General features: G+C 70.2%; 25 protein-coding genes and 1 pseudogene. 10 read left to right on the forward strand and 16 right to left on the reverse strand.

All coding sequences use genetic code 11. The features are described from left to right. Positions 1–14: 14 nt before the first annotated feature. Both C8D81_RS15130 and C8D81_RS15135 read right to left on the reverse strand, forming a co-directional pair. A complete protein-coding gene (locus C8D81_RS15130; RefSeq protein ID WP_133626362.1) occupies positions 15–1,505 on the reverse strand; it encodes a hypothetical protein in 1,491 nt (496 codons plus the stop codon). Then, positions 1,478–2,284, reverse strand: a complete 807-nt coding sequence (locus tag C8D81_RS15135; RefSeq protein ID WP_133626363.1) for an Fpg/Nei family DNA glycosylase — start codon at positions 2,282–2,284, stop codon at positions 1,478–1,480. The genes C8D81_RS15130 and C8D81_RS15135 overlap by 28 nt, the downstream gene beginning before the upstream one ends. Positions 2,285–2,354: 70 nt before the next feature. Here C8D81_RS15135 and C8D81_RS15140 point away from each other — a divergent pair, with 70 nt between their 5' ends. After that, on the forward strand, positions 2,355–3,389 hold the full coding sequence (locus C8D81_RS15140) for an NAD(P)H-dependent flavin oxidoreductase (RefSeq protein WP_133626364.1): 1,035 nt from the start codon (positions 2,355–2,357) through the stop codon (positions 3,387–3,389). Positions 3,390–3,654: 265 nt separating this feature from the next. On the opposite strand, the pseudogene C8D81_RS15145 reads toward C8D81_RS15140, so the two are convergent. After that, a pseudogene (locus C8D81_RS15145) lies at positions 3,655–4,276 on the reverse strand (mycothiol-dependent nitroreductase Rv2466c family protein). 161 nt (positions 4,277–4,437) lie between these two features. Between C8D81_RS15145 and pepN the strand changes: the two are divergent. The 3 genes from pepN (at position 4,438) to C8D81_RS15160 (ending at position 9,475) form a co-directional block, all read left to right on the forward strand. Further along, positions 4,438–7,023, forward strand: a complete 2,586-nt coding sequence (gene pepN / locus C8D81_RS15150; protein ID WP_094432113.1) for an aminopeptidase N — start codon at positions 4,438–4,440, stop codon at positions 7,021–7,023. A 440-nt stretch (positions 7,024–7,463) separates the two neighbouring features. Further along, on the forward strand, positions 7,464–8,591 hold the full coding sequence (locus C8D81_RS15155) for a Nif3-like dinuclear metal center hexameric protein (RefSeq protein WP_229119644.1): 1,128 nt from the start codon (positions 7,464–7,466) through the stop codon (positions 8,589–8,591). Then, positions 8,588–9,475 carry a DNA-3-methyladenine glycosylase family protein gene (locus C8D81_RS15160; RefSeq protein ID WP_166646834.1) on the forward strand — a complete coding sequence of 296 codons (888 nt, stop codon included), beginning with the start codon at positions 8,588–8,590 and terminating at the stop codon, positions 9,473–9,475. The genes C8D81_RS15155 and C8D81_RS15160 overlap by 4 nt, the downstream gene beginning before the upstream one ends. Positions 9,476–9,484: 9 nt before the next feature. On the opposite strand, the gene C8D81_RS15165 is transcribed toward C8D81_RS15160, so the two are convergent. Continuing rightward, the gene (locus tag C8D81_RS15165; protein ID WP_094355882.1) at positions 9,485–10,012 is read right to left on the reverse strand and encodes a DUF3830 family protein; all 528 of its coding nucleotides are present in this window, start codon (positions 10,010–10,012) and stop codon (positions 9,485–9,487) included. 98 nt (positions 10,013–10,110) lie between these two features. On the opposite strand from C8D81_RS15165, the gene C8D81_RS15170 reads away from it, so the two are divergent. Beyond that, a complete protein-coding gene (locus C8D81_RS15170; protein WP_208109324.1) occupies positions 10,111–10,845 on the forward strand; it encodes a maleate cis-trans isomerase family protein in 735 nt (244 codons plus the stop codon). Beyond that, positions 10,842–11,555, forward strand: coding sequence for a maleate cis-trans isomerase family protein (locus tag C8D81_RS15175; RefSeq protein ID WP_133626365.1), 714 nt, complete (start codon positions 10,842–10,844; stop codon positions 11,553–11,555). Before C8D81_RS15170 ends, C8D81_RS15175 begins: the two co-directional genes overlap by 4 nt. 128 nt (positions 11,556–11,683) lie before the next feature. Here the strand turns inward: C8D81_RS15175 and C8D81_RS15180 are convergent, their stop codons facing one another. The 6 genes from C8D81_RS15180 to C8D81_RS15205 are packed head-to-tail and all read right to left on the reverse strand — an operon-like array spanning position 11,684 to position 18,833. Beyond that, positions 11,684–12,382: a GntR family transcriptional regulator gene (locus tag C8D81_RS15180; protein WP_133626366.1), complete on the reverse strand. Its 699-nt coding sequence runs from the start codon at positions 12,380–12,382 to the stop codon at positions 11,684–11,686. A gap of 9 nt (positions 12,383–12,391) precedes the next feature. Then, positions 12,392–13,594, reverse strand: a complete 1,203-nt coding sequence (locus tag C8D81_RS15185; protein WP_133626367.1) for a M20 family metallopeptidase — start codon at positions 13,592–13,594, stop codon at positions 12,392–12,394. Beyond that, entirely contained in the window at positions 13,591–14,889 is a 1,299-nt protein-coding gene (locus tag C8D81_RS15190; RefSeq protein WP_094355878.1) for an aminotransferase-like domain-containing protein, read from the reverse strand. Before C8D81_RS15190 ends, C8D81_RS15185 begins: the two co-directional genes overlap by 4 nt. A gap of 19 nt (positions 14,890–14,908) precedes the next feature. After that, entirely contained in the window at positions 14,909–16,090 is a 1,182-nt protein-coding gene (locus tag C8D81_RS15195; protein ID WP_229237974.1) for a M24 family metallopeptidase, read from the reverse strand. A gap of 9 nt (positions 16,091–16,099) precedes the next feature. Then, on the reverse strand, positions 16,100–17,554 hold the full coding sequence (locus tag C8D81_RS15200; protein ID WP_133626368.1) for an NAD-dependent succinate-semialdehyde dehydrogenase: 1,455 nt from the start codon (positions 17,552–17,554) through the stop codon (positions 16,100–16,102). Positions 17,555–17,582: 28 nt separating this feature from the next. After that, positions 17,583–18,833, reverse strand: coding sequence for an aspartate aminotransferase family protein (locus C8D81_RS15205; RefSeq protein ID WP_094432127.1), 1,251 nt, complete (start codon positions 18,831–18,833; stop codon positions 17,583–17,585). A 63-nt stretch (positions 18,834–18,896) separates the two neighbouring features. Between C8D81_RS15205 and C8D81_RS15210 the strand changes: the two genes are divergently transcribed. Further along, positions 18,897–19,901 (forward strand): D-2-hydroxyacid dehydrogenase, encoded by a 1,005-nt coding sequence (locus C8D81_RS15210; RefSeq protein WP_094432130.1) that lies wholly within the window; start codon positions 18,897–18,899, stop codon positions 19,899–19,901. 7 nt (positions 19,902–19,908) lie between these two features. Here the strand turns inward: C8D81_RS15210 and C8D81_RS15215 are convergent, their stop codons facing one another. The 6 genes from C8D81_RS15215 to C8D81_RS15240 form a co-directional block, all read right to left on the reverse strand. Beyond that, a complete protein-coding gene (locus C8D81_RS15215) occupies positions 19,909–20,712 on the reverse strand; it encodes an amino acid ABC transporter ATP-binding protein (protein ID WP_324252354.1) in 804 nt (267 codons plus the stop codon). After that, on the reverse strand, positions 20,702–21,352 hold the full coding sequence (gene ehuD / locus C8D81_RS15220; RefSeq protein WP_094432132.1) for an ectoine/hydroxyectoine ABC transporter permease subunit EhuD: 651 nt from the start codon (positions 21,350–21,352) through the stop codon (positions 20,702–20,704). The genes C8D81_RS15215 and ehuD overlap by 11 nt, the downstream gene beginning before the upstream one ends. Beyond that, entirely contained in the window at positions 21,349–22,053 is a 705-nt protein-coding gene (ehuC, locus tag C8D81_RS15225; protein ID WP_094403897.1) for an ectoine/hydroxyectoine ABC transporter permease subunit EhuC, read from the reverse strand. Before ehuC ends, ehuD begins: the two co-directional genes overlap by 4 nt. A gap of 15 nt (positions 22,054–22,068) precedes the next feature. After that, positions 22,069–22,956 (reverse strand): ectoine/hydroxyectoine ABC transporter substrate-binding protein EhuB, encoded by an 888-nt coding sequence (gene ehuB, locus C8D81_RS15230; RefSeq protein WP_094406941.1) that lies wholly within the window; start codon positions 22,954–22,956, stop codon positions 22,069–22,071. A gap of 128 nt (positions 22,957–23,084) precedes the next feature. After that, complete coding sequence (locus C8D81_RS15235) at positions 23,085–23,471, reverse strand: DUF5130 family protein (protein ID WP_094355871.1); 387 nt, start codon at positions 23,469–23,471, stop codon at positions 23,085–23,087. Continuing rightward, entirely contained in the window at positions 23,458–23,772 is a 315-nt protein-coding gene (locus C8D81_RS15240) for a hypothetical protein (protein ID WP_133626369.1), read from the reverse strand. The genes C8D81_RS15235 and C8D81_RS15240 overlap by 14 nt, the downstream gene beginning before the upstream one ends. A 71-nt stretch (positions 23,773–23,843) precedes the next feature. Here C8D81_RS15240 and pyrR point away from each other — a divergent pair, with 71 nt between their 5' ends. From pyrR to C8D81_RS15255, 3 genes are read left to right on the forward strand one after another with little or no spacing between them, the layout of a single operon-like run. Next, the gene (pyrR, locus tag C8D81_RS15245; protein WP_094403895.1) at positions 23,844–24,398 is read left to right on the forward strand and encodes a bifunctional pyr operon transcriptional regulator/uracil phosphoribosyltransferase PyrR; all 555 of its coding nucleotides are present in this window, start codon (positions 23,844–23,846) and stop codon (positions 24,396–24,398) included. Then, the gene (locus C8D81_RS15250) at positions 24,395–25,393 is read left to right on the forward strand and encodes an aspartate carbamoyltransferase catalytic subunit (RefSeq protein ID WP_094432137.1); all 999 of its coding nucleotides are present in this window, start codon (positions 24,395–24,397) and stop codon (positions 25,391–25,393) included. Before pyrR ends, C8D81_RS15250 begins: the two co-directional genes overlap by 4 nt. Beyond that, positions 25,390–26,655, forward strand: a complete 1,266-nt coding sequence (locus C8D81_RS15255) for a dihydroorotase (RefSeq protein WP_133626370.1) — start codon at positions 25,390–25,392, stop codon at positions 26,653–26,655. The genes C8D81_RS15250 and C8D81_RS15255 overlap by 4 nt, the downstream gene beginning before the upstream one ends. Position 26,656 lies beyond the last annotated feature (1 nt).

The following is a 26,656-nucleotide window of genomic DNA, read 5'->3' on the forward strand; positions in this document are numbered from 1 at the left end:
GTCGCGCCCGGCGTTCACGCCGGCTCCACCTCCCGCAGCGCGAGCCAGGAGAGCGCATCGGTGGCGGCGAGGGGATCCGCGGCGTCGGCGGCGCGCGCCAGCAGCCGGCGGAGCAGCTCGGTGTCCGGCCGCTGGGCGAGTGAGCGGACCGCGAGCAGGCGGGCGAGTTCCTGGTCGGGGTACGCCGGGTGCGGTTCGGCGGGCCGGGTGCCGGTGAGCAGGTCCGCGAGCCGCTCGGCCCGGGCGCGGCGCGGGTCACCGGGGAGCGCCGGCAGCACCGTGCCGAGTTCGAGCAGCAGCAGCGGATCGGTGACCGGGTCGGCCGCGGCCGCGGCGATCGCGGTCAGTGGGCCGGTCGGGTCGGGTTCCTGGCCGGTCAGTCGCTGCCGGATCCACAGGTGCAGGGTGGCCAGGCCGTGCCCGGGCCCGACGGGCAGCCCGGCGAGCTCGTCGGCGGCGCGCTGCAGCAGATCCTCGCCGAGGTCGAGACCATCGGCGTGCATCCGGATCCAGACCAGCACCCGGCGCGGTGACGGGTCGTCGGGGGTGCGTTCGGCGTACTCGGTGAGCAGCTGGGCGGCCTCGTCGGCGCCGAGCAGTTGGCGGTGGGCGGCGTGCTGCAGCACCAGCGCCTGGGTCGCGTCGGCGAGCCGACCCTGGCCGCGGATCGCGTCCACGACGCCACGCAGCAGGGGCTCCTCGTCGGCGAATGCGACATCGAGCCGGATCAACCCCTCCGGCCCGGCGATGCTCAGGGTGCGCAGCGACCGGCCCGGATCGCTCCACTCCAGCGCGGCGTCGGGATGTTCCAGCAGCGGGTCCGGGTCGGCATGGACGTCGAGGTCGAGCCGCGGCGGGAACCACTGCGGCAGCCGCGCGGCCAGCGCGGTCTGGTCGGCGTACCACTCACCGTGCAGGGTGAGGGTGTACGCCTTCCCCGGGCCGAGCCGCAGCGGCGGCGTACGCAGCTCACCGTCGACGAGTTCGAGGTCACCGCGGCCCAGGCGCAACCCGAGGGTCTGCGGGCCGGCCGGGCCGGATGGGCCCGATGGGCCGGTACCGAGGCGGTGCCAGCCGAGCAGGCCGAGCGCGCCGGCGGCGTACACGGTGAGCAGCGCGTCCTTTCCGGCGGCGGCGTCGAGGACGAGCCCGTCGATGGCGATCTCGTGATCGGTGGCATTGCGCAGCAGCACCCGCAGCTGCCAGGTGTGGTCCAGGTTGTGCCGCACCCGCAGCTGCAGGCCGGCGCAGTCGCCGCGGGCCTCGACCTCATCGGATTCCAGCCAGAGCTGCCGCGGCTCCCAGCGGTGCAGCTCGCCGTCCCGGCGGATGCCGGCCACCGCGAGCCGGTCGATGATCTGCTCCCCGCCGCCGGCCTGCAGCCCGGTCAGGGTGCCGTTCTCGTCGAACTCGAGCTGGCAGCCGAACCGCTCCCCCGCCGCCTGCCAGCCCCAGCCGAGCACGGCCTCGGTCTCGCTCATCGGCGCCGCTGACAGGTCGCGCACCAGAACAGATTGCGGCCCTCCAGCAGCTGGGTCCGCACCTCGCGGCCGCAGACCAGGCAATCCATGCCGTTGCGGCGATAGACATAGACCTCACCGCCGTGGTCGTCGCGGCGCGGTGGGCGGCCCATCGCCTCGGGGGTGTGCTCGTCGCGGACGGTGTCGATCCGGTTGTCGCGCACGCCGATCGGCATCAGTTCGACCAGGTCGGACCAGATCGCCCGCCAGGACTGGCGCCGCAGCTGGTTGCCCGGGGTCATCGGGGACAGCCGATTGCGGAACAGCACCTCGGCCCGGTAGACGTTGCCGACCCCGGACAACACGCTCTGGTCCATCAGCAGAGCGGCGATCGGCTTGCCGGAGCGCTGGATCTTCCGCCAGGCGAGCTCCGGGTCGGCGTCGGTGCGCAGCGGGTCGGGCCCGAGCTTCGCGACCTGGGCGGACACCTCGGCCGGCGTCCGCAGCGCGCACAGCTGCGGGCCGCGCAGATCGGCGGCGGTCTCGTCGTTCGCCAGCCGCAGCCGCACCTGACCGGTCGGCGGGGCGAAAGGGGTCAGGGTGAACTTGCCGATCAGGCCCAGGTGCACGTGGATCACCCGGTCGCCGGCGAAGTCGAGGAAGAGGTGCTTGCCGTGCGCGCTCGCCGACTCCAGCTCGGTGCCGTCGACCAGGGCCGCGGCCTCGCCCATCCGGCCCTGCGGGGAGCTGACGCGCGGGCTGGTGCCGGCGAAGGCCGTCGACAGGTCGTCGGCGAGCCGGTGCAGGGTGTGTCCCTCGGGCAACGATTCTTCCTTCTGATCGGTTGGGCTGATCGTTCGGAGCAGCTGGCAGCAATCAGCCTATTGTGCTGCCATGACAGAAATCCCGATCATCGCCGACTCCGCACTGCCCGCGCACCGGTTGCCGATCGTGCTGGCGCCGATGGCCGGCGGGCCGAGTACGCCGGAGCTGGTCGCCGCGGTCTGCGAGGCCGGTGGCTTCGGTTATCTGCCGGCGGGTTACCTGACCGCGGACGCACTGGCGGAACGGATCGCCCGGACCCGCGAGCTGACCGACCGGCCGTTCGGGGTGAACCTGTTCGTGCCCGAGCCGCAGCAGCGACAGGACCTGTCGGCGTACGCCGAATCCCTGCGGCCCGACGCGGAGCGGCTGGGTGCCGCGGTCGGCGAGCTGGACTGGTCAGATACCGACCACTGGGCGGCGAAACTGGAGCTGCTCGCCGGGGGCCCGGTCGCGGTGGTGTCGTTCACCTTCGGGCTGCCGTCGGCCGAGGAGGCGGAGCGGTTGCACGCCGCCGGGTCGGCGCTGGTGGGCACGGTCACCACCGTGCCCGAGGCCCGGGCGGCCGCCGATCGCGGGATGGACGCGCTCTGCGTGCAGGGCCCGGATGCCGGCGGGCATCGCGGTACCCACCGGGTCACCGACGAACCGTCGACGCTGCCGCTGGCCGACCTGCTCGCCGAGGTCCGCGCGGCGGTGGAGCTGCCGCTGATCGCCGCCGGGGGCATCGGTACCGCGGCGCAGATCCGGGAACTGCTGGCCGCCGGGGCGACCGCGGTGCAGCTGGGCAGCCTGTTCCTGCGCTGCCCCGAGGCCGGTACGAACGAGACCCATCGCAAGGCGCTCACCAGACGCCGCGACACGGTGGTCACCCGCGCCTTCTCCGGCCGGCCGGCCCGTGGGCTGCGGAACCGATTCATCGACGAACACGATGCCGACGCCCCGGCCGCCTACCCGCAGGTCAACCAGCTCACCGGCCCGCTGCGCAAGGCAGCAGCAGCCGCCGGTGACGCCGACAGCCTGCATCTGTGGGCCGGTACGAACTATCGCCGCGCCGTCGACCTCCCCGCCGCCGACCTGGTCACCGCCCTCGCCGCCGAACTCTGAGGCGGACCGAGTCATCTCGACACGCTGCCCCGGCTCCGCTCCGCTCCGCCCGGCCAGCTACTCGATGACCGTCACCACACGCTCATCGAGTAGCTCGCGCAGCGAACGTAACCACACGCTCATCGAGTAGCTCGCGCAGCGAGCGTGTCGAGATGAGCGGCGCAGTGGATCATCGACCCCACCCACACCTGCGGAGTCATCTCGACACGCTGCCCCGGCTCCGCTGCGCTGCGCCCGGCCAGCCACTCGATGACCGTTGTGAGACTCAGTCGAAGATCGGGTCGCGGGTGCGGGTCCGCTTGGCCTCGAAGAAACCGTCGTACTCGGTCAGCAGCGAGAAGCCGTCGAACAGGCGACCGGCCTGCTCATTTGGGGGCCGGGGAGATCACCGGGCCGAACAGGGCCTCACCGTTGATGTGGATCACCGGCGTACCGACCTCGTCACCGACGGGGTCCATGCCCTCGTGGTGCGAGCGCTTCAGCGCCTCGTCGTTCGCATCGGTCCAACCGGCGTCGGCCAGCTCAGTGGGCAGGCCGACCTCGCTCAGCGCGGCCTCGATGGTGGCGCGCTCACTGCCGTCCTCACCGCCGGGATGGATCCGGGTGCCGATGGCGGTGTAGTACTCACCGAGCTTGTCCGAGCCGTACTTCTCCTCGACGGCCAGGGCGACGCGGACGCCGCGCCAGCCGGCGTCCATCTTGGCGCGGTACTCCTCGCGCAGGTCGCGGCCCTCGTTGAGCACCGAGAGGCTCATCACGTGGAAGACGGCCTTCACCGGGCGTACCTTCTCCACCTCGAGCAGCCAGCGGGAGGTCATCCAGGCCCAGGGGCAGAGCGGGTCGAACCAGAGATCGACGGTCGTGACAGGTGCATCGGTCTGCGTCATGGGTGCAGTCTAGGAGTGCGGGTCATCGCTGATCGGCGCTGCCCCCGATCCGGACCTCCGCCGGGGTTTTGGTCGGGCAGTCACCGACAGTAGGCTCGTGCGTCGAACTCGAACCACATGACCGTGCCCGCCCGAGCGACGCCCACCGAAAGCAGGCCCCGTTGTACCCAGCGAACATCACGCGTCAGGAAGCCCACGCCCGCGCCGGCCTGGTCCGGACCGATGCCTATGAACTGGTCATCGATCTGACCGGCCGCGACCCGAGTGGAGCCGACCTGGAGCAGCGGGACCAGAACTTCGTGACGAGCAGCACGATCCGGTTCTCCTCCGACGCCGGGATGACCTACGTCGACGCGATCGCCGACGAACTGCTCTCCGGTGAGTTCGACGGCAAGCCGCTGGACACCACCGACTTCGACGGCGAACGGCTGCCGATCGAGCTGACCAAGGGCGACCACGTGCTCACCGTCGTCGCCAGACACCGTTACAGCCGCAGCGGCCAGGGCCTGCACCGCTTCGTCGATCCGGCCGACGGTGGCATCTACCTCTACACCCAGTTCGAGCCGGCCGATGCGCGGCGGGTTTACGCGAACCTCGAGCAGCCCGATCTGAAGGCGAGCTTCACCGTCTCGGTGCTGGCGCCGGAGAGCTGGACCGTGCTCGGCAACTCCCCCGATGCCGAGCCGAAGCCGATCGGCGATGGTTTCGCCCGCTGGGATTTCCAACCCACCAAGCGGATCTCGACCTATGTGACCGGGATCGTGGCCGGCGACTACCACCGCGAGCAGGCCACCATCACCAGCAGCAAGGGCACCATTCCCGCCTCGGTCGTCTGCCGTCGCTCGCTGGCGGACAAGCTGGACCTGGACCGGATCATGGCGACCACCCAGGGTGGTTTCGAGGTCTTCGAGAAGCACTTCGGTACGCCGTACCCGTTCGAGTCCTACGACCAGGCGTTCGTGCCGGAATACAACATGGGCGCGATGGAGAACGTCGGGCTGGTCACCTTCCGCGACGACCTGATCTTCCGCTCCCGGGCGACCGCCGCGCAGTACGAGTCCCGCGACAACACGATCCTGCACGAGCTGGCGCACATGTGGTTCGGCGACCTGGTGACGATGCGCTGGTGGGATGACCTGTGGTTGAAGGAATCCTTTGCCGAGTGGGCATCGCACTTCGCCCAGTCGCAGCTGGACACCGACGAGAACCACGCCTGGGCGGCGTTCAGCAACGCCCGCAAGAACTGGGCGTACCGGGCCGATCAGCTGCCCTCCACCCACCCGATCGCCGCCGACATGGTCGACCTGGAAGCGGTCGAGCTGAACTTCGACGGCATCACCTACGCCAAGGGCGCCTCCACGCTGCGTCAGCTGGTCGCCTTCGTCGGCCGGGATGCCTTCCTGGCGGGGGCCCGCCGCTATTTCGAGAAGCACGCCTTCGGAAACACCGAGCTGACCGATCTCCTTGCCGTGCTTGAGGAATCCTCCGGCCGGAACCTCACCGAATGGTCGAAGCAGTGGCTCGAATCGGCCGGGGTGAACACCCTGGCGGCCGAGTTCAGCACCGACCGCTCCGGGGTGATCACCGAGTTCGCGATCCGCCAGACGGCCTCCGCCGAACACCCGACGCTGCGCCAGCACCGGATCGCGATCGGCCTCTATGAATCGATCGACGGAAAGCTGCGCCGGGTGCACCGGGTGGAGACCGATGTGGCCGGTGAGCTGACCCCGGTCAAGGAGCTGATCGGCAAGCACCAACCGGATCTGGTGCTGGTCAACGACGACGACCTGACCTTCGCGAAGGTACGCCTGGACCCGCGTTCGCGGCGGACCGCGGTCGAGAATCTCGACCAGGTCGACGACGAGCTGGCCCGCGCCGTGCTCTGGGGTTCGGCCTGGGACATGTGCCGTGACGCCGAACTGCCGGTGGCGGACTACCTGCAGCTGGCGCTCACCGGGGTGGCCACCGAGACCGATCAGACCGCGGTCTCCCGGGTCCTCGGTCAGGCACAGACCGCGCTCGCCCGTTATGTGCCCGCCGATCGGCAGCCGGAGCTGCGCACCCAGCTGATCACCGGACTGGCCGGCCTGCTCCGCGATGCGGCGCCGGGTTCGGACCACCAGCTGGCGTTCGCGCGGGCGCTGGCCAGCAGCGTCGACAGCGACGCCGGGGTGGAGCTGCTGAACGGCTGGCTGAACGATGAGGAGGTGCCGCCGGGGCTGACCATCGACACCGAGCTGCGCTGGCACCTGCTCACCCAGTTGGCCAGACTCGGTGCGGTCGGTGCCGAGCAGCTGGACGCCGAGCTGCAGCGCGACAACACCATCTCCGGTGCCGAGCACGCCGCCGGCGCCCGCGCCGCCCTGCCCGGGGAGGCCGACAAGGCCGCCGCCTGGCAGCTGGCCACCGCCACCGCCGGGCTGCCCAACGAGACCCACCGCAGCATCTGCCTGCAGTTCAACCAGGCCGGCCAGGCCGGGGTGCTGGCGCCCTACGCCGAGCGCTATCTGGATCTGGCGGAGCTGATCTCCGGCCGCAAGGGTGTCTGGGAATCCAACGGCACAGTGTTCGCGCAGGCCGCGCTCACCTACCTCTTCCCGTGGCCGAATGCCGATCAGGATTTCCTGCACCGACTGGATTCCTGGCTGGCCGAGGCCCAGATCGAGGACTCCGCCCGCCGGATCATCGGTGAGGGCCGCGACGATGCGCTGCGCGCCCTGCGGGCCCGGGAGTTCAACGCCGGCTGAGTCCCCGTTCATCGAGTAGGCCGCCATGCGCAGCGAAGCGGTGTTTCGACGTTCATCGAGTAGCTGCTCCGGCGCAGCGAAGCGGAGCCGGACCAGCGTGTCGAGATGAGTCCCGCAGGCGATTCGCCGACGCTCAGCTGCTGCTCCCCCGGCCCGCCCGGTCGGAATCTGCGGCTCGATGTGCGATCGGCGAGCAAACCGGTCGATTCCCGGATCGAGCCGCAAGTTCCGAACGGGCCACCAGCAACAACCCGTCCTCCCTGGCCGGCCGTGCCCCCACCCCGCGAGGTTTCGACTCGGTCGTCCCTCCCTCGCTCAACCGACGCGGGGCCCGCCCTGGGACCTGTTCATCTCGACACGGCCGCCATTGCTCCGCTTCGCTCCGCATGGCGACCTACTCGATGAACGTGTCGGGTGGGACCTCGCGTAGGGTCGCTGGGGTGACGACACTCGGTGACCTGCAACAGTTTCTCGACCGCCACTACCCGCCGCGTACCGCGGAGGGCTGGGACCAGGTGGGGATGGTCTGCGGTGATCCGGACTGGCCGGTGCAGCGGGTGCTGCTCACCGTCGACATCACCCTGCCGGTCGTCCGGCAGGCGATCGAGGTGGGCGCCGATGCGATCATCGCGCACCATCCCCTGCTGCTGAAGGGAATCCACGGCATCGATGCCCGCCACCCGAAGGGCCGGATGCTGCTCGAACTCGCCGGCAACCGGATCGGTTGCCTGGCCGCGCACACCAACGCCGACATCCCGAGCGACGGGGTCTGCGAGGCGCTCGCGAAGGTGATCGGGTTGTCCGAGCTGCAGCCATTGGATCCGCGGCACACCGGGCAAGCCCTGGATCAACTCGTCTGCTTCGTCCCGAGCGACCACACCCAGGCCGTGGTGGATGCGCTGTCGGCCGCGGGGGCGGGTGCGATCGGCGACTACGAACGCTGCCACTTCACCAGCCCCGGTACCGGTTCGTTCCGCCCGCTGAGCGGTGCGAACCCGTTCACCGGCAGCGTCGGTGAGACCGAGCAGGTGCGCGAGGACCGGTTGGAGATGGTGCTGCCGCGGCGGCAGCGGGCCGCGGTGGTCGACGCGCTGCTGGCGGCTCACCCCTATGAGGAGCCCGCCTACCACGTGCTGGAACTGGCGCCCATCGACCGCGACGCCGGGATCGGCCGGCTCGGCGTACTCTCCCCCGAACGCAGTGCCGCCGACTTCGCCCGCCAGGTGGCCGCGGCACTGCCGGAGACGGTGTCGGGAGTACGCCTCGGCGGTGACCCGGAGCGGACGGTGCGCACCGTGGCGGTGCTGGCCGGGGCCGGTGACTCGCATCTGGACGCGGCCCGCGCCGCCGGCGCCGATCTCTATCTGACCTCGGATCTGCGGCACCACCCGGCCACCGAGGCGCTGGAGTGGGCGGAGGCACCGGTGCTGCTGGATGTGGCGCACTGGGCGGCGGAGTGGACCTGGCTGCCGGTGCTGTCCCGGCTCGTCACCGAGGAGCTCCCCGGGGTCGCGGTGGAGGTCTCCGAGCTGCGTACCGATGCCTGGGTCGAGGCCTTCCACCGGTGAGCTCTCCCCCGCCGGTGAGCAGCAGCGAGCTCCTGCCGGCCCTGCCACCGTTCGATTTCCGGGCGCTGCTGGGATTTCTCGGTGTCCGGGTGGTGACCGGGGTGGAGTACGCCGACGAGAACACCTTCGCCCGCACGGTCCGCCTGCCCGGTGGGCCGGCGGTGCTGCGGTTGACCGGCCGCCCGGACGGGGTCGAGCTGACCTGCTGGCTGAGCGACCCGGCCGATCTGGCCGAGGCGCGGACCCGGGCCGGTGCGCTGTGCGATCTGGCCGCCGACCCGTCGCTCATCGATCCGGCGCTCGCCCGGGTACCCGCACTCGCCGGCCTGGTCGCCGACCATCCCGGGATCCGGATCCCCGGCACCCTGGACCGGCCGGAGACCGCGGTCCGCGGGCTGCTCGGCCAGCAGATCTCGCTGGCCGGTGCGACCCGGGCCGCGGAACGGCTGGTCGACGAGCACGGTGATCCGCTGCCCGAGGAGCTGCGGCGGGCCGGGGAGCCGTTCGGGCTGACCGCCCTGTTCCCCACCAGTGCACGGATTGCGGCGGTCGACCCGGCCCGGTTCGCGATGCCCGGCTCCCGGCAGCGGGCGCTGCACACTCTCGCCGCCGCGGTGGAGGCCGGCACGGTCGATCTCACCGATCCGGACCTGGACCGGGTGCGGAAATCCCTGCTGGCGTTGAAAGGGATCGGTCCGTGGACCGCCGGCTACATCCTGCTGCGGGCCTGCGGCGACCCGGATGTCTGGCTGGATTCGGATCTGGTGCTGCGCCGGGAGGCCGAGGCCCGCGGTATCACCGCCGAGCAGCTCCGCCCGGTCGCCGGCTGGCGCTCGTACGCCTCCCTGCAGCTGTGGCGTGCGGCTGCCGAACGCCGCCGCTGACCGGCGTACTCAGTCGATCCGCTCGAAGCGCAGGGTCTCCCCGCGAGCACCACCCATCCAGAGGTCCTGGCAGGCCGCGGCCATCTCATCCAGACCCTCGACGACCGTGCCGAACACATTGCCCGGCACCCAGCCCTGGTCGCCGTTGATCAGCAGGTTGTTGCGGCCGTAGAACAGCGCCAGGTCGATGATCGCGGTCATCTCGCGGTGCTCGGTCTCGCGTTCGTAGCCGTAGGCCGGATTGCCGAGCTGATCGCCACCGAAGGTGAACCAGCACAGGTCACCCGGGATCGGGGTGATGGTGGTGTTCTCCGGGCCGGGGTCGCGGTCGGTGAAGCTCGGCAGCAGCGCATAGATCTCGTTGCGGGCGTACTTGCCGTGATAGACCTGCGCCTCCAGCGGCAGCGCGTCCCAGACGGCGGCGCTGGTCCGCGGGGCCGCCGTCTGCAGCAGCTCGGCGACACAACTCACCCCGCGTCGGGTGAGGGTCACCCGGACCCGGCGGACGGCTTCGTTGGACTCTCCCTGGGCGGTCACCCGACTGATTGTCAACAATCAGACGATTGCTGTCAAGGGGTCGTCCACGGCCGTGACATGCCCTTTCGCGGCGCGCCCGCACGGTGCATCCTGACTGCGTGGGAGCAGTGGAGCTCACTGGATTGGGGCTCGCCGCCTCGGTGGCGATGGTGGCCCCCTACGACTTCGTGCTGGACCGGGAGCTGTGGCGCTGGGTGCCGGACGACACCTCGGTGCTGCTCGCGCGCACCCGGCATCTCACGCTGACCGGTGGCGTGGCGCAGGCGCACGCGATCGCCGATCACACCGGTCTGAAGGAGCTGGCCCGGTCGGTGTCGATCCTGCACTCCCCGGTGGTCGGCTACCTGTGCACCTCGGCCAGCTTCGTCGACGGGCCGGCGGGTGAGGTGAAGCTGCGCCGGCTGCTCCGCGGTGCCGGGTTCCCGGCCGCGGTGACCACCAGCGGAGCGCTGGTCGACGCACTGCACGCGCTGTCGGTGCACCGGGTCGCGGTCGCCACCCCCTATCTGGGCGAGGTCACCCGCCTACTGGTGGATTTCCTGGCAGCACACGGATTCCGGGTCACCGGATCGGGCCAGCTGGAGATGGGCGCCGAGATCTGGACCACCGAGGCGGCGACGCTGCGCGCCCTGGCCCGCCGGGTGGTCACCCCCGACGCCGAGGCGCTGTTCCTGTCCTGCACGAACCTGCCGAGTTACGACCAGATCGAGATATTGGAGGACGAGTTGCAGATCCCGGTGCTGAGCGCCAACCAGGTCACCATGTGGTCCTGCCTGCGGGCCGCGGGACGTTCCGCGGTCGGCGCCGGCCGGTTGCTGCGGGAGCACCCATGAGCACACCGGTGGCCTCGGCGATGCTCTATCCCGGCCACAGCGCCGAGGACGAATTCCCTGCGCTGGAAGGCATTCTGGAGGGGGTACGCCTGCCGGTGCGGCACACCTGGGAGGGTCCGACCGACCACACCGTGGCGGCCCTGCGGGAGCTCGGCTCTGCGGAGCAGCTCGCCCCGGCCGCCCGCGCCGCGGCCGAGGCCGGTGCCGGCTCGGTGGTCTGGGCCTGCACCTCCGGCTCCTTCGTCCACGGGCCGGACGGAATGCGCGAGCAGGCCGGCTGGATGGCCGAGGCGAGCGGCCTGCCGAGCACCTCGACCAGCCTGGCTTTCCTTGCCGCACTGGAACATCTCGGCATCGGCGAGGTGTCGGTGGCCGCCACCTATCCGGCCGAGGTGGCCGCGCACCTCACCGCGGTGCTGGCCGCCGCCGGGGTCCGGGTGACCGCGATCGCCACCCACGACGTGCCCAGCGGTGAGGACGCCGGCCGGCTCTCCCCCGACCAGGTGCGCGCGCTGATCGGCACCGAGCATGACGCCCCCGCCGTGCTGGTGCCCGACACCGCCCTGCACACCGTCGGCCTGATCAGTGAGCTGGAGCAGACCGTGGGGCGTACCGTGCTGACCGCCAATCTGGTCTCCGCCTGGCACGGTCTGCGGCTCGCCGGCTGGCGCGGGCACTCCGACCGGCTGGGCCGCCTCTTCCGGTCCTGAGTCGCGCGGCGTACTCACCCGGTGAATTACACGGGTCCACCGCGGTGCCGACCAAGGGCGTCCGATTCACCAGTTGTACACAGAGTACAAATTGGCTGCGCTGCGCATGCCGCGCTCCTCGATGAACGTCACTGCCAGGGTTCGACGCGGAGCACGCGTTGCAGGCCGTCCTCCATGTGTGCGACCAGCAACTGGTCGGCCTGGACCGCATCACCGGCGACGATCGCCTTCAGCAGGCCGCGGTGCTCGGCGACCCGGTGGTCGACGGTGTCGTAGGTGGGCTGCATCAGGCTCAGGCAGAGCCGCATCTGGGTGACCAGGGTGTTGTGCATCCGGGTCAGCCGGGGGCTGGCCGCCAGCCCGACGAGCACCTGGTGGTACTCCATGTCGGCATCGGAGACGCGCGGGTCGTCGGCCGCCAGCGATTCCATCCGGGCCACGATCGGCTCCAGGCCGGCGGCATCCGCCCCCCGCCCCTGGCCGATCAGATGCCCGACGGCGGCCCGTTCGACCGCCAGCCGGGCCAGGTAGATGTCGCGGATCACCGGCTCGTCGAGCTGCATCACGAACAGTCCGCGGTTGCGGTGGCTGACCAGCAGGCCCTCCTGGGTGAGCCGCTGCATCGCCTCCCGCAGCGGCCCGCGGCTGACCCCGAGTCGCTCCGCCAGCGCCTTCTCCGACAACTGCTGGCCCGGGGCGTACTGGCCGCTCGCGACCGCCTCGCGCAACATGCCCGCGATCAGCTCCGGGGTGGATGCCTGCACGATGGGCTGCAGCACGCCCGGGGCCTCACCGAGACCCACGGCGCGTTCCTTCGACGGCGACATCTTCCCCTCCTAGTCCGCGCCCCGGCCGGGCGACTCCGGGACCCGCATTGCCAGCAGAGCGTACCGTTTCGCGGCGCGCACCAGCTCATCCAGCGACACCGACTCATCGACCTGATGCGCCTGATCGTTGAGCCCACCGGGGCCCATCACCACGGTCGGAATGCCCAGATCCCGGGCCACGAAGCCCCCGTCGCAGGCGGCGGTCCAGCCGGTCACCTCGGGCTCGGCCCCCAGGTCCCGCGCCGCGTCCCGGACGGTCCGCACCAGCGGATCGTCCACCGGGGTGCGGAATCCCGGCATCTCCATCGTCACCTCGATGCGCAACCCGATCCCGTCCCCGGTGATCCCGGCACGATCGACCCGGGCCGCGAGCCGCTCGGCGATCTGCTGGGGTCGTTCATCGGGCATCAGCCGGCGATCGACCCAGACGGTGCAGTCCGGAGCGACGATCGAGGTCCCGCGGCCGCCGCTGATCCGGCCAACACTCCAGGTTCCCGAACCCAGCAGTCGATCCTGGCTGCGGGCGAGCTCGGCCTGGTCGGAACGGATCAGTTCGAGCACCCGGGTCGCGGCGTCGATCGCATTGCGGCCGTCGGCGGGCCGGCCGGAGTGCGCCGGTACCCCGCTGAGCTGCAGTTCCAGGTAGGAGTCACCGCGGCAGGCGATCACCAGCTCCAGATCGGTCGGTTCGGCGACCACGCAACCGGCGAACTCGCCCGCCAACCCGTCTGCGGCGAGCGCCCGGATGCCCAGGCCGAGATCCTCCTCATCGACGGTGCAGGCCAGTCGGATCTCCCCGGCCGGGCGTACGCCGACCGTGCGCAGGGCGCCCATCGCCGCGACGATCGCGGCCAGGCCACCCTTCATGTCCGAGGCGCCGCGGCCGATGATCCGATCCCCGTCGCGGCGCGCCAGGAACGGGTCGGCGGACCAACCCGGCCCAGCCGGCACCACGTCGGAATGCCCGAGGAACAACAACCCCGGCCGATCCCCACCGGCCAGCGCGGCGAACAGGTTCTCCCGCCCCTCGGCCACCGGCCGCCGCTCGACCTGCAGACCGGCCCGTCGGCAGGCCGCCTCGAGGACCGCGACGGTGCGTTCCTCGGTCTGACCGGGATTCTCGCTGGGGGCGGCGATCAACTCGGCGGTGACGGCCGCGATCTGCTCGGCGTCGATCGCGGCGAGCACCCGCCGCTCGCACTCGGAGATCATTGCCCAGAACGCTCCCGCGCCGGCCGGTCCGCGGCGACCCGATCGAGGGCCCGGGTGAGCCGGCGTACGCCTTCATCGATCCGCTCCGGTGACTCGGAGGCGAAGCAGAGTCGGAACGCGTCGGTGAACCGCTCCGACGGCGACAGCGCGGTCCCGGGGATGAACGCCACCCCTTCGGCGAGCGCGGCATCGAACAACCGGCGCACATCGGTCGCGGCGTCGGCGCCCTGCAGGGTCACCCAGAGGAAGAAGCCGCCGTCCGGATCGGTGTGCCGGACCCGGTCCCCGAGATGCTCGGCCAGCGCGCGCTGCATCGCCTGCTTGCGGCCCCGGTAGCTCTCCCGCAGCCGGGCGAGGTGCGCATCCAGACCGCCGCGGACCAGGTATTCGGTGATCACGTGCTGGTTCGGCACATTGGTGCAGGTGTCCATCGCCTGCTTGGCGTGGATCAGCAGTTGCCGCAACCGCGGGTCGGCGTTCACCCAACCGACCCGCAGCCCGGGTGCCATGATCTTGGAGAAGGTACGGACCGAGAAGACCTGCGGATCGTCCGGCGACAGCTGGTTGAACCCGGGCAGATCGCTGCCCTCGAAACGCAGCAGATGGTAGGGATCGTCGTCCAGGATGATCGAACCCCAGCGATGTGCGAGCTCGAGCAACCGCTGGCGGCGCTCGGCGGAAAGCGTGACACCAGAGGGATTCTGGAAGTTGGGGATGGTGTAGATGACCTTCGGGGTACGCCCGGTGGCGGCGACCAGCCGTTCCAGCTCGTCGACCCGCATCCCGTCGTCGTCGACCGGGACCTCCAGCAGGTCCGCGCCGTAGCTCAGCGCGGTCGCGGAACCGTTGGTGTAGGTCGGGCTCTCGACGGTGACCAGGTCGCCCGGTTCGACGAACAGTTTGAACGCCAGGTCCAGCCCCTGCATCCCGCCGGAGGTGACGACGATCCGCTCCGGGTCGGTCGGCTCCCCCACCCGGGCGTACTCCTTGACGATCGCCTCGATCAACCCGGGCTCACCCTCGCTGGCACCGTAGGTGAAGGAACTGGCGTCCAGCACCTCGGTGCCGATCATCCGGAATTCCTGCACCGGCAGCGCTTCCGGGGCGGGCGCACCCATCGCGAAGCGGACGATGTCGTGGGTCTGCGCGGCCAGCAGCGAGGTGCTGGAGTCGATCACCGACCCGATCAGACCGTCGGCCCGGCTCGCCAGTGGCAGCGCCCCCTCGGCCGCGGGACCGCTGATTCCGGTGGTGGGCAGCACCGCCAGGTCGGCGATGGTCGTGAGGTCACGCATCGATGCTCCTCTCGTCGGGTCAGCCCTTGCTGATCAGGGCTCGCGGGAAATCGGTGAAGGTCTCGACGCCGTCCGCGGTGACCCGGATCGACTCCGAGACCTCATAGCCGTAACCGGTCATCCACATCCCGCAGATCACGTGGAAGGTCATGTTCTCGGCCAGCACGGTCGGGTCGCTGGCGCGGATGCTCATCGTCCGCTCACCCCAGTCGGGCGGATAGCCGACGCCGATGGAATAGCCGAGCCGGCTGCGTTTCTCGATCCCGTAGCGGGCCAGGACCGTGTTCCAGGCGTCGGCGACCTCGACCATCCGCACCCCGGCACGGATGGTCTCGAGCACCGCGGAAAGGCCTTCGGCGACAGCGGTTTCGGTACGCCGCAGCTCGGCGGACGGCTCCCCCAGCATCACGGTGCGGGCCAGTGGGACGTGGTAGCGCCGGTGGGCCCCGGCCAGTTCGACCACCACCGCGTCCCCCGCGACGAACCGCTGGTCGCTCCAGGTCAGATGCGGGGTGTCCGCCGCGGCGCCGGTCGGCAGCAGCGGCACGATCGCGGGGAAGTCACCCCAGGCGTCGGCGTCCCCGAGCACCTGGGCGCGCATGATCTCGGCGGCCACCACATGCTGCGGGACACCGACGCCGATCGTGTCGATCGCCGCCTGCATGGCCTTGGTGGTCACCCGTGCAGCGGTCCGCATGGTGGCGATCTCGGCGTCGGACTTGATCGCGCGGACCCAGTTGACCAGCTCCTGGCTGTCGGTGAGCGCCCACTCCCCGAATCCCTTCTCCAGTGCGAGAAACGCCTTCGGGGAGAAGAAGTGCGCATCCGCCTCGATGCCGACCCGGGCCGGTGCGACCAGCCCCCGGCGCCGGAGCTCGCTCGCCATCCAGTCGAAGGGATGCCGGTCGGGCACATGGACCAGTTCCTCGGGATAGCCGAGGATCTGTTCGATCGGCAGCCAGGTGGTCCGGGTCGCTCCGCGGGCATCCATCTCCCGGGTCACCAGCAGCAGCTCACCCTCGGCGGGCACGAACAGCAGCTGCGGGGTGTAGAAGGACCACGCCTGGTAACCGGTCAGGTAGTAGAGATTCGCGGGATCGCTGACCAGCAGGGCATCCAGCCCGGCGGCAGCCATTCGGTCCCTGGTCGCGGCGAGCCGCCGGGCGTACTCATCGGGACCGAATGCCTGCACCGGACTCACGGTCTCACCTCAGCTTCGTGGCAATGCGTAGTACTTGGTCTCCAGGAACTCATCGATGCCGATCCGGCCGCCCTCGCGGCCGAGCCCGGACTCCTTCACCCCGCCGAAGGGGGCGACCGGGTTGGACACCAGACCGGTGTTCATCCCGATCATGCCGGCCTCGATCCGTTCCCCGACACGGAATGCGCGCTCCAGGTCGCTGGTGAACAGATAACCCACCAGGCCCCAGACGGTGTTGTTGGCCAGCTCGATCGCCTGCTCCTCGGTGTCGAACGGAACGATCGGGGCGACCGGGCCGAAGATCTCATTCGCGAGCAGCGCGGAATCCGGATCGACGTTGTTGAGCACCGTCGGGTTGTAGAAGAAGCCCTTGCCGTCGGGGCGATCGCCGCCACACATCACGGTGGCCCCGCGGGAGACCGCGTCGTCGACGAACTGCTGCACCTTGTCCAGGGCCTTGCGTTCCACCAGCGGGCCGACCTGGATGCCCTCGGCGGCGCCGTCGCCGACCGCGAGCTTGCCCATCTCCTCGCTCAGCCGGCGGGCGAACTCGTCGACGACCGAGGACTGCACATAGAGCCGGTTGGCCGCGGTGCAGGCCTCGCCCATGTTGCGCATCTTCGCGATCATCGCGCCGGCCACCGCCTGGTCCAGGTCGGCATCGTCGAACACGATGAACGGCGCATTGCCACCGAGCTCCATCGAGGACTTCATCACGTGCTCGGCGGCCTGCTGGAGCAGCTTCACCCCGACCGGTGTCGAGCCGGTGAAGGAGACCTTGCGGGCGATCCCGCTGGCCATCCACGGTTCGACGACCGATCCGGGATCGGTGGTGGTGACCACATTCAGCACGCCGGCCGGCAGGCCTGCCTCGGTGAAGATGTCGACCAGCGCCAGCGAGGTCAGCGGGGTCAGTTCGGCGGGCTTGAAGACCATCGTGCACCCGGCGGCGACCGCGGGGCCGATCTTGCGTGCCCCCATCGCCAGCGGGAAGTTCCACGGGGTGATCAGCACGCTCGGGCCGACCGGCTCGTGGGTGACCATGATCCGGGTCTTGCCGTCCCCGGTCAGCGTCATGTCACCGCCGATGCGTACCGCTTCCTCGGAGAACCAGCGCAGGAACTCCGCCCCGTAGGCGACCTCGCCCTTGGCCTCGGCGAGCGGTTTGCCCATCTCGGCGGTCATGATCGCCGCCAGGTCGTCGGCGCGCTCCATCACCAGGTCGTAGGCCCGGCGGAGGATCTCGCTGCGCTCGCGCGGTGCGGTGCGCCCCCACTCCTCCTGCTTCTTGCCGGCCACCTCGATGGCCCGGCGCGCGTCGTCGCCGTTGCCGTCGGCGACGCTGGCCAGCACCTCTTCGGTGGCGGGGTTGATGACGTCGAAGGTCTTGCCGGAGGCCGACGGCCCCCATTGCCCGTCGATGAACAGGCCGGTGTTGACTGCCGAGACCGGATCGGTGGCCATGACTTCCTCCTTGAATTGGGCGGGTGGCTCAGCCGACGACCTCGGCCACAGCGGCACCGAACCGCTCCAGTCCGAGATCGATCTCATCCGCCGAGACCACCAACGCGGGGATCAGGCGTACGACGTTACCCAGTGGGCCGCAGGTCAACGACAGCAGCCCCTGCCCGGTCGTCGCCTGCTGCACCGCGGTGGCGAGCTGGCCACCGGTGCGGCCGTCGGCGTCCCCGAACTCGATGCCCTGCATCAGCCCCCGGCCGCGGACATCGGTGATCACCTGATACTTCTCGGCGATCCGCTGCAGCCCCTCGGCGAGCTGATCGCCGCGGACCCGGGCGTTCTCGACCAGGTTCTCCTCGGCGATCACATCGATGGTCGCGCAGGCGGCCGCGGCGGCGACCGCGTTGCCGCCGTAGGTGCCCCCCTGGGAACCCGGCCAGGCCTTGCCCATCAGCTCGGTCGGGGCGGCGATCGCCGAGATCGGGAAGCCGGAGGCCAGCCCCTTGGCGGTGATCAGGATGTCGGGATCGATGCCGGAGAACTCGTGGCCCCAGAACCTGCCGGTCCGCCCGAATCCGGCCTGCACCTCATCGACGATCAGCAGGATGCCGTGCTCCGCGCGCTCTCGCAGCCCCTGCAGGAAGGCGTCCGGGGTGGGCAGGTATCCGCCGTCACCGAGCACCGGTTCGATCAGGAAGGCGGCGGTGTCGTTCGGCGCGACGCGGGAGGCGAACAGGTAGTCCAGCTCCCGCAGCGCGAAGTCGACCGCCTCCGCCTCGCTCATCCCATAGCGGTGGGCGTACGGGAAGGGCGCCATCTGCACCCCGCCCATCAACGGTGAGAAACCGGCCGAGAACCGGGTACCGGCGGTGGTCAGGCTGGCGGCGGCGACGGTACGCCCGTGGAAGCCACCCTGGAAGACGACGATGTTGGGCTTGCCGGTGGCCATCCGGGCGAGCCGGACCGCGGCCTCCACCGCCTCGGAGCCCGAGTTGGCGAAGAACAGCGAATCGAGCTGGCTGGGCAGCACCCCGCCGAGTTTGTCGACCAGTTCCAGCAGCGGCTTGTGCATCACCGTGGTGTACTGGGCATGGATCACCTGGCCGACCTGCTGCTGTGCGGCGGCCACCACCTTGGGATGGCAGTGCCCGGTGCTGGTCACCCCGATGCCGGTGGTGAAGTCCAGGTAGTCCCGCCCGTCGGTGCCGTGGATCCAGGAGCCCTCGGCGCGGTCGACCACCACGGGGGTGGCCTGCTTGAGGATCGGGCTGAGAGAGGTCATGCAGTGACGAAACCAAACACCGGGGAGATTGTCAACAATCTGCAATCCCGTAGTCTGGGGTCCGTGACGAACACCGAGAGCGCCGCGACACCGGCCGACCGACCGATCGTGGTGGTGCTGACCAGCGACGACCTGGGCCCGCCGCCCGATCTGGCCGCCCTCTCGGAGCTGGCCACGATCCGGATCGCCACCGCCGACGAGCTGCCGACCGCGCTGCCGGGTGCCCGGGCGGTGTTCGTCTGGGACTTCTTCAACCCGGCGCTGGCGGATGCCTGGCCGGCCGCGGACGCGCTGGAGTGGGTGCATGTGGCGGCCGCCGGGGTGGATGCGGTGATGTTCGACGGGTTGCGCGATTCGGCGGTGCAGGTGACGAACGCGCGCGGGGTCTTCGACACCCCGATCGCGGAGTTCGTGCTCACCTCGGTCCTCGCCCACCTCAAGGATCTCCCCCAGCTGGCCCGGGCGCAGCAGGAGCAGCGCTGGGAGCACCGGGAGACGCGGACCGCGGCCGGCCGACGGGCTCTGGTGGTCGGCACCGGCGGCATCGGACGGGCCACCGCGCGCCTGCTGCGGGCCGTCGGGATGGAGGTACGCGGGGTGGGCCGGGTGGGCCGGGAGTCCGACCCGGACTTCGGGGTGGTGCTGCCCAGCGACGAGTTGGCCGAGCACGTCGGCTGGGCCGATCACCTGGTGCTGGTCGCCCCGCTCACCGCGCAGACCCGCGGCCTGGTCGATGCCCGGGTGCTCGCCGCGATGCGGCCGGAGGCGCAACTGATCAACGTCGGCCGCGGTGAACTCGTCGACGAGTCGGCACTGGTCGCGGCCCTCCAGCGGGGCGAACTCGCTGCGGCCGCCCTCGACGTCTTCGTCACCGAACCGCTGCCCGCCGACTCACCGCTGTGGACCCTGCCCGGCGTACAGATCTCGGCACACCTGTCCGGGGACGCGGTCGGCTGGCGGCAGGCGCTGGCCGCGCAGTTCGAGGCCAATCTGCGCCGCTGGCTGGCCGGCGAGCCGTTCGAGTCGGTGGTCGACAAGCGACGCGGGTACGCCTCCAGCGGGCGCTGAGCGCTGCTCAGATGTGGTCCCCGCGCTGACTCAACACCTTGCTGAGGAAGCGCTGGGTGCGCTCGTGCCGGGGTTCGTTGAAGATCTGCTGCGGCGGGCCCTGTTCGATGGCGACCCCCTCGTCGAACATCACCACCCGATCGGAGATCTGTTCGGCGAAGTGCATCTCGTGGGTGACCAGCAGCATGGTCATGTCGGTATTGCTGGCCAGGTCGTGGATCACCCGCAACACCTCGCCGATGAGTTCCGGGTCCAGCGCCGAGGTCGGCTCATCGAACAGCATCACCTTCGGCTTCATCGCCATCGCCCGGGCGATCGCCACCCGCTGTTGCTGGCCACCCGACAGCATCGCGGGGCGCTTGCCGGCGTGCTGCTCCAGACCGACCTGACGCAGCAGTTCCATCCCCTCGGCCCGGGCCTGCTCCTTCGGCGTACGCAGCACCGCGACCGGCGCCTCGATCACATTCTCCAGCGCCGTCATGTGCGGGAACAGATTGAACTGCTGGAAGACCATGCCGATGTTCTTGCGGGTCTCCCGCAGCTGGGCGGTCTCCCGGGCCCGGGCACCGGCAGCCACGTTCCACAGCTCCTTGCCGTCCACGCGCACCACCCCCTGGGTCGGTGTCTCCAGGGTCATCAGGATCCGCAGGATCGTCGTCTTGCCCGACCCCGACGGCCCGATCACCGTCACCTTCTCACCCGCGCGGACATCGAAGTTGAGCTCCCGCAGCACCACCAGCTCACCGAAAGCCTTGGTGACGTTCTCGAAGTGGATCATCGGTTGCGGCGAACCGGGACTCTCAGTCGGCATGACGGGCCTCCAATCGGCTGACGAGCAGCGAGGATGGATAGCTGACCAGCAGGAACAACAGGCCGGCCAGGGTGAGCGGTTCGAGATAGCGGAAGTTGCTGGACCCGATCGCCTGCGCGGTGGCCATCAGGTCGACGACGGTGATCGCGGACAGCACCGCGGAGTCCTTGAACATGGCGATCAGATAGTTGCCCATCATCGGCAGCACGATCCGGAATGCCTGTGGCAGAACGATTCTGCGCCAGGTGCGCGTCGTCGGCAGGTTGAGCGCGGTGGCCGCCTCCCACTGCCCCCTGGGGACCGCCTCGATCCCGGCGCGGTAGACCTCGGCCAGGTAGGCGGAGTAGTTGATGCCGATCACCACGACGCCGGTCTCGAAGGCAGGGAAGGTGAGGCCGAAGTTCGGCAGGATGAAGTAGGCGCAGTATGCCTGGACGAGCAGCGGGGTGCCGCGCACGAAGAGCACCAGGAAGGTCGCCAGCCGGCTGACCACCGGAATCCTTGCGCGCCTGACGATCGCCAGCCCGAGCCCGACGACGGCAGAGATCGCGAAACCGAGCAGGGTGATCTCGACGGTGGTCAGCAGTCCGCGCAGCAGAGCCGGGAGGATCTGGATCGCGAAGGCGTTGTCCCAGGTCATCGCCGCCCTCCCCCGCCGGCACCGACGAGCATCCGGCGCCGCCGCGCGCTGCGCGGGGTCGGCTCGATCGCGAAGTGCTTCTCCAGCAGCCTGATGATTCCGGCGACCCCGAGGTTGACCAGGAAGTACATCACCAGGATCGTCAGGAAGATCGCGGTGGTCTCACCGGTGGCGCTGCGGATCAGCTGGGCATTGAAGGTGAGGTCGGCGACGGTGACCAGGGACACCAGGGCGGTGTTCTTGACCAGGTCGACCATGACATTGCCCAACCCCGGCAGCATCACCGGAATTGCCTGTGGCAGCAGGATTCTGCGCATTCGCCGGGCCGGTGAGAGACCCAGGGCGATGCTGGCCTCGGTCTGGCCGCGGGGGCGCGACCTGATCGCCGCGCGCACCACCTCCGAGGCGTACGCCCCCTGATTGAGTCCGAGCGCGAGCACCGCCGCGGCGATCGGGGTCAGCTGGAACCCGAGGAACGGCAGTGCGAAGAACAGCCAGAACATCTGCACCACCATCGAGGTACCGCGGAACACCTCGACGAAGACGGTGGCGGGCAACCGGATCCACCGGTTCGGCGAGGTCCGGATGATACCGGCGGTGAACCCGACGACCAGGCAGAGCAGCGCACCGAGCACCGAGACCAGCAGCGTGATCCCGAGGCCCTTCAACAGCAGCGGGAAATAGTCGACGATGACCTGCATGGCCGGCAGCCGGTCTCAGCCCTCGTTCTTGCACAGCTCCGCGGCCGTGGCGCTGCGGGCGGCCTCCGGGTCGAATCCCCACTTGTCCAGGATGGCGTCGAACTCCGGGGTCTTCTTGAACTCGGCGAGGGCCTGGTTGTACTGGTCGACGAAGGCCTTGTCGGCGGGTCGGAAGCCGGCACCGGAACCGGTCTTCGGCGCATCGGGGACCTGCGGGGTGATCTCCACCGAGGCATCGTTGGTGACCAGCGACTTCAGCGAGAGGGTGGGCAGCAGGAACGCGTCGACCCGCTTGGCCTTGAGCGCCTCGTAACCGGAGCGGCCGTCGGCGGTGGAGACCCGTTGATTGTCTGGAACCTTTGCGGACTTGAGAATCCCCTCCTCGAAACCGCCGGGGATCACCCCGATCTTCAGCGAGGGATCCGCCAGCACCGACGCCACTGTGGTGATGTTCTTGGGATTCCCCGCGGGCACCAGGAAGGATTCGGTGGAGACGATCACCGGTTCGGAGTAGGCGACCTGGGAGCAGCGGGACTGTTTCATGAACAACCCGGCCGCGATCACGTCCCAGCGATTGGCCTGCAGCCCAGGGATCATCGACTCGTACGGGCTGACGATGCCCTTGACCTCGTTGATGCCGAGCTTCTTGCAGACCGCACGGAGCACATCGGGTTCACACCCGGTGACGGTGCCGTCGGTCTCCACCTTGGTGTAGGGCGGCTCATTGCCGACCACGCAGGTGAGGAAGCCCTGCTGCGTGGCCCTCGACATCAGATCCGCGCCACCCCCGCCGGCCGGGTTGCCCGGGGTGACGTTGGTCCTGGTGCAGCCCGCGAGCACCCCGATGGCGACGGCGCCGCCACCGGCGATCAGTGAGCGACGGGAGAACGGGGAGTCGAGCATGGGAGCCTCCTGGTCCGGACGCGCGGCACCACGATGAGCCGGGCGCGATTGGGCCAGTCTTGAGGTCTACCTTCCGATTGTCAACAATCGGACAGGGTGCAAACGGTTTTGGATCGTCGGAGTGGAGTTCAGCCCTCGGTGACGTGCAGGATCCGCGCCTTGCGGGCGTACCCGCCCAGCTGCGCGAGCCCGTGCGCCAGGCCGCCGATCAGGTCACCGGCGACGAAGTTGGACTGCATGCTGGCCGCGGCGAGCTGGCACTCGCCGTCGGTGAGGCTCCGCCTGGCCTCGGCGCCGGTGATGATCTCCAGGGCTCGCTGCTTCGGATCGCAGAGCACCAGCACCGACTGATCGGGGTCGACCAGCCGGCCGTGCAGCTCCCGCGCCGTGGCCTGCGGATCCTCCCCGCTGTCGCCCAGATAGAGCGAGAACTTCAGTCCGGACATGCCCTCGGCACGCTGGATCCCATCCTTCAGGCGGGCGTCGTCGGTCCCGCTCAGCTCACCACCGGACACTTGCGCCTCCCGTCTGTCCGATCTGCTCGGCCTCGGCCACCCGCTGCGACGCCGGGTCGGCGGTCAGCTCGGCCCGCGGGGTGGTGCCCGCGACATCACCGGCGGTCTGTCCGTACCACACGGGTTCCGCCAGGTCCGTGCCACCGCGGCCGCGCTTGGCCAGCGAGCCGGCGGCGGCGAGCACCCCGACGACCACCATGCTGATCGCCGGAATCCCGATCACCACGAAGAGCCAGTGCGCCACCGAGGGTTGCGGGGCGGCCGGCCAACCGGGGAAGGTCCCCGTCAGGGGGATTAGCATGCTCGACAGATCATTCACCTGCCCTACGGTAGTGGAGATGGCCCGCGTCAGCACGCCAGCAAGGAGTTTCGATGACAGAGCCGCCGACCGGGGCCCGTGTGGTCCTGGACTCCGGTGAGATCACCCGGGCGATCACCCGGATGGCGCACGAGATCGTGGAGTCCAATCGGGGCATCGAGGGGTTGATGCTGCTCGGCATCCCGACCCGCGGGGTGCCGCTGGCCGAACGACTGGCCGGGGTCATCGAGCGCTCCGGTGAGGGCACGGTGCCACTGGGTCGACTGGACATCACCATGTATCGCGACGATCTGCGCCAGCACCCCACCCGACAGGTCGGCCGCACCCAGCTGCCGGGGTCGGTGGACGGGGCCACCGTCGTCCTGGTCGACGATGTGCTGTTCTCCGGGCGCAGCGTGGCCGCGGCACTGGACGCGCTCAAGGACCTCGGCCGGCCCCGGGCGGTCCGGCTGGCGGTGCTGGTGGATCGGGGGCACCGGCAGCTGCCGATCCGCGCCGACCACGTCGGCAAGAACCTGCCCACCGCCGCCGGCGAGCGGGTCGGCGTACGCCTGGACGAGACCGACGGCCAGACCGAGGTCACCATCTCTCGAGGGGATGCCGGATGAAGCACCTGTTGTCCGCCGCGGATCTGCAGCGCGGTGAGATCGATTCGATCTGCGATCTGGCCGAGGAGATGTCGGAGCTGCAGCACCGCGAGATCAAGAAGCTGCCCACCCTGCGCGGGCGCACCGTGGTGAACCTGTTCTTCGAGGATTCGACTCGGACCCGCAGTTCCTTCGAGATCGCCGGGAAGTGGCTGAGCGCCGATGTGATCAACGTCTCGGCGAAGGGATCCTCGGTGAGCAAGGGGGAATCGCTGCGCGACACCGTGCAGGTGATCGACGCGATGGGTGTCGATGCGATGGTGATCCGGCACTCCTCCTCCGGCGCCCCGGCCCAGGCCGCGCGCTGGATCTCCGGCTCGGTGGTGAACGCCGGCGACGGTACCCATGAGCACCCCACCCAGGCGCTGCTGGACGCGTTCACGATGCGTCGGCACTTCCGGGGGCTGGACCCCGATTTCGACTGGTCCGACAAGACCATCGCGATCACCGGTGACCTGACCCATTCCCGGGTGGTGCGCAGCAATGTGCTGCTGCTGCGCACCCTCGGCGCGAAGGTCGTGCTGGTCGCACCGCCGACGCTGCTGCCCTCGGGGGTGGACAGCTGGCCGGCCGAGGTGCACACCGATTTCGATGAGGTGATCGGCGAGGTCGATGTGGCGATGATGCTGCGGGTGCAGCGGGAGCGGATGAGCGGTGGCTACTTCCCCACCCCGCGCGAGTACACGATCGGTTACGGGCTCACCCCCGACCGGCTGGCGCGGATGCGACCGGAGGCGGCGGTGATGCACCCGGGCCCGATGAACCGTGGCCTGGAGATCTCCACCGCGGCAGCGGATGCGGCCTCCTCGCGGGTGCTGGATCAGGTCGCCGCCGGGGTGGCGGTGCGGATGAGCGTGCTCTATCACCTGCTCGGCGGGGCGAGTGAGGACGGGGCCGATGCGGCGAAGACGGAGCTGGGCACCTCGGTTGCCGGCCAGACGGGAGTGAATGCGTGAGCGAGATCCTGATCAGCGGGGCCACCCTGCCGGACGGCGGGACCGGTGACCTGCTGGTGGTCGACGGCCGGTTCGCCGATCCCAACCAGGCAACGGATCCCGAGCGGATCGATGCCGCTGGCCTGATCGCCCTGCCCGGCCTGGTCGACAGCCACACGCATCTGCGCGAGCCCGGCCGCGAGGACGCGGAGACGATCGAGACCGGTACGCAGGCGGCGGCCCGCGGTGGTTACACCGCGGTGCTGGCGATGGCCAACACCGACCCGGTCACCGACACCGCCGAGGCCGCCCGGCACCTGCGTGAGGTGGCCGAACTGACCGGCAGCGCCGAGGTGGTACCGGTCGGCGCGGTCACCAAGGGGCTCCAGGGCGAGCAGCTGGCCGAGCTGGGGCTGATGGCCCGGGCCGGGGTGCGGGTGTTCTCCGACGACGGGCACTGCGTCGCCGATTCGCGGCTGATGCGCCGGGCGCTGGAATACGTGCGCGCCTTCGACGGGGTGATCGCCCAGCACGCGCAGGATCCACGGCTCGCGGGCCGGGACGCCTGCTGCCACGAGGGTGAGATCTCCGGCCGGCTGGGGCTCGGCGGCTGGCCCGCGGCGGCGGAATCGGTGATCGTGGCCCGCGATGTCGAGCTGGCCCGGTTGACCCGTTCCCGGGTGCACATCTGCCACGTCTCCACCGCCGAATCGGTCGAGGTGCTGCGCTGGGCCAAGGCCCAGGGCGTCCAGGTCACCGCCGAGGTGACCCCGCACCATCTGCTGCTGACCACCGATGAGGTCACCGGTTACGACCCCACCTACAAAGTGAATCCGCCGCTGCGTCCCGACGAGCATGTCAGCGCGCTGCGCGCGGCACTGGCCGACGGCACCATCGACTGCGTCGGCACCGACCATGCCCCGCACGCCGCCCAGGACAAGGACCACGCCTTCGGCGATGCCGCGTTCGGGATGCTCGGCCTGGAGACCGCGCTCGGCGTCCTGATCGAGACGATGGTCCGGCCCGGTCTGCTCGACTGGGAGCAGCTGGCCGACCGGATGGCGTACGCCCCCGCGCGGATCGCCGGGTTGAACGCGCAGGGCCGCCCGCTGGCGGCCGGCGAGCCGGCCAATCTGGTGCTCATCGACCCGGACCGCCGCGCGGTCGTCGACCGCGCCGACTCCGCCTCCCTCTCCCGCAACAATCCCTACCACGGCAGGGAATTGCCCGATCCGGTCGAGCTGACGATGTGGAACGGCCGGATCACCTTCAGCCGCCGCTGAC

It is taken from the genome of Enemella evansiae (genome assembly GCF_004362375.1).
Classification (GTDB): domain Bacteria; phylum Actinomycetota; class Actinomycetes; order Propionibacteriales; family Propionibacteriaceae; genus Enemella; species Enemella evansiae.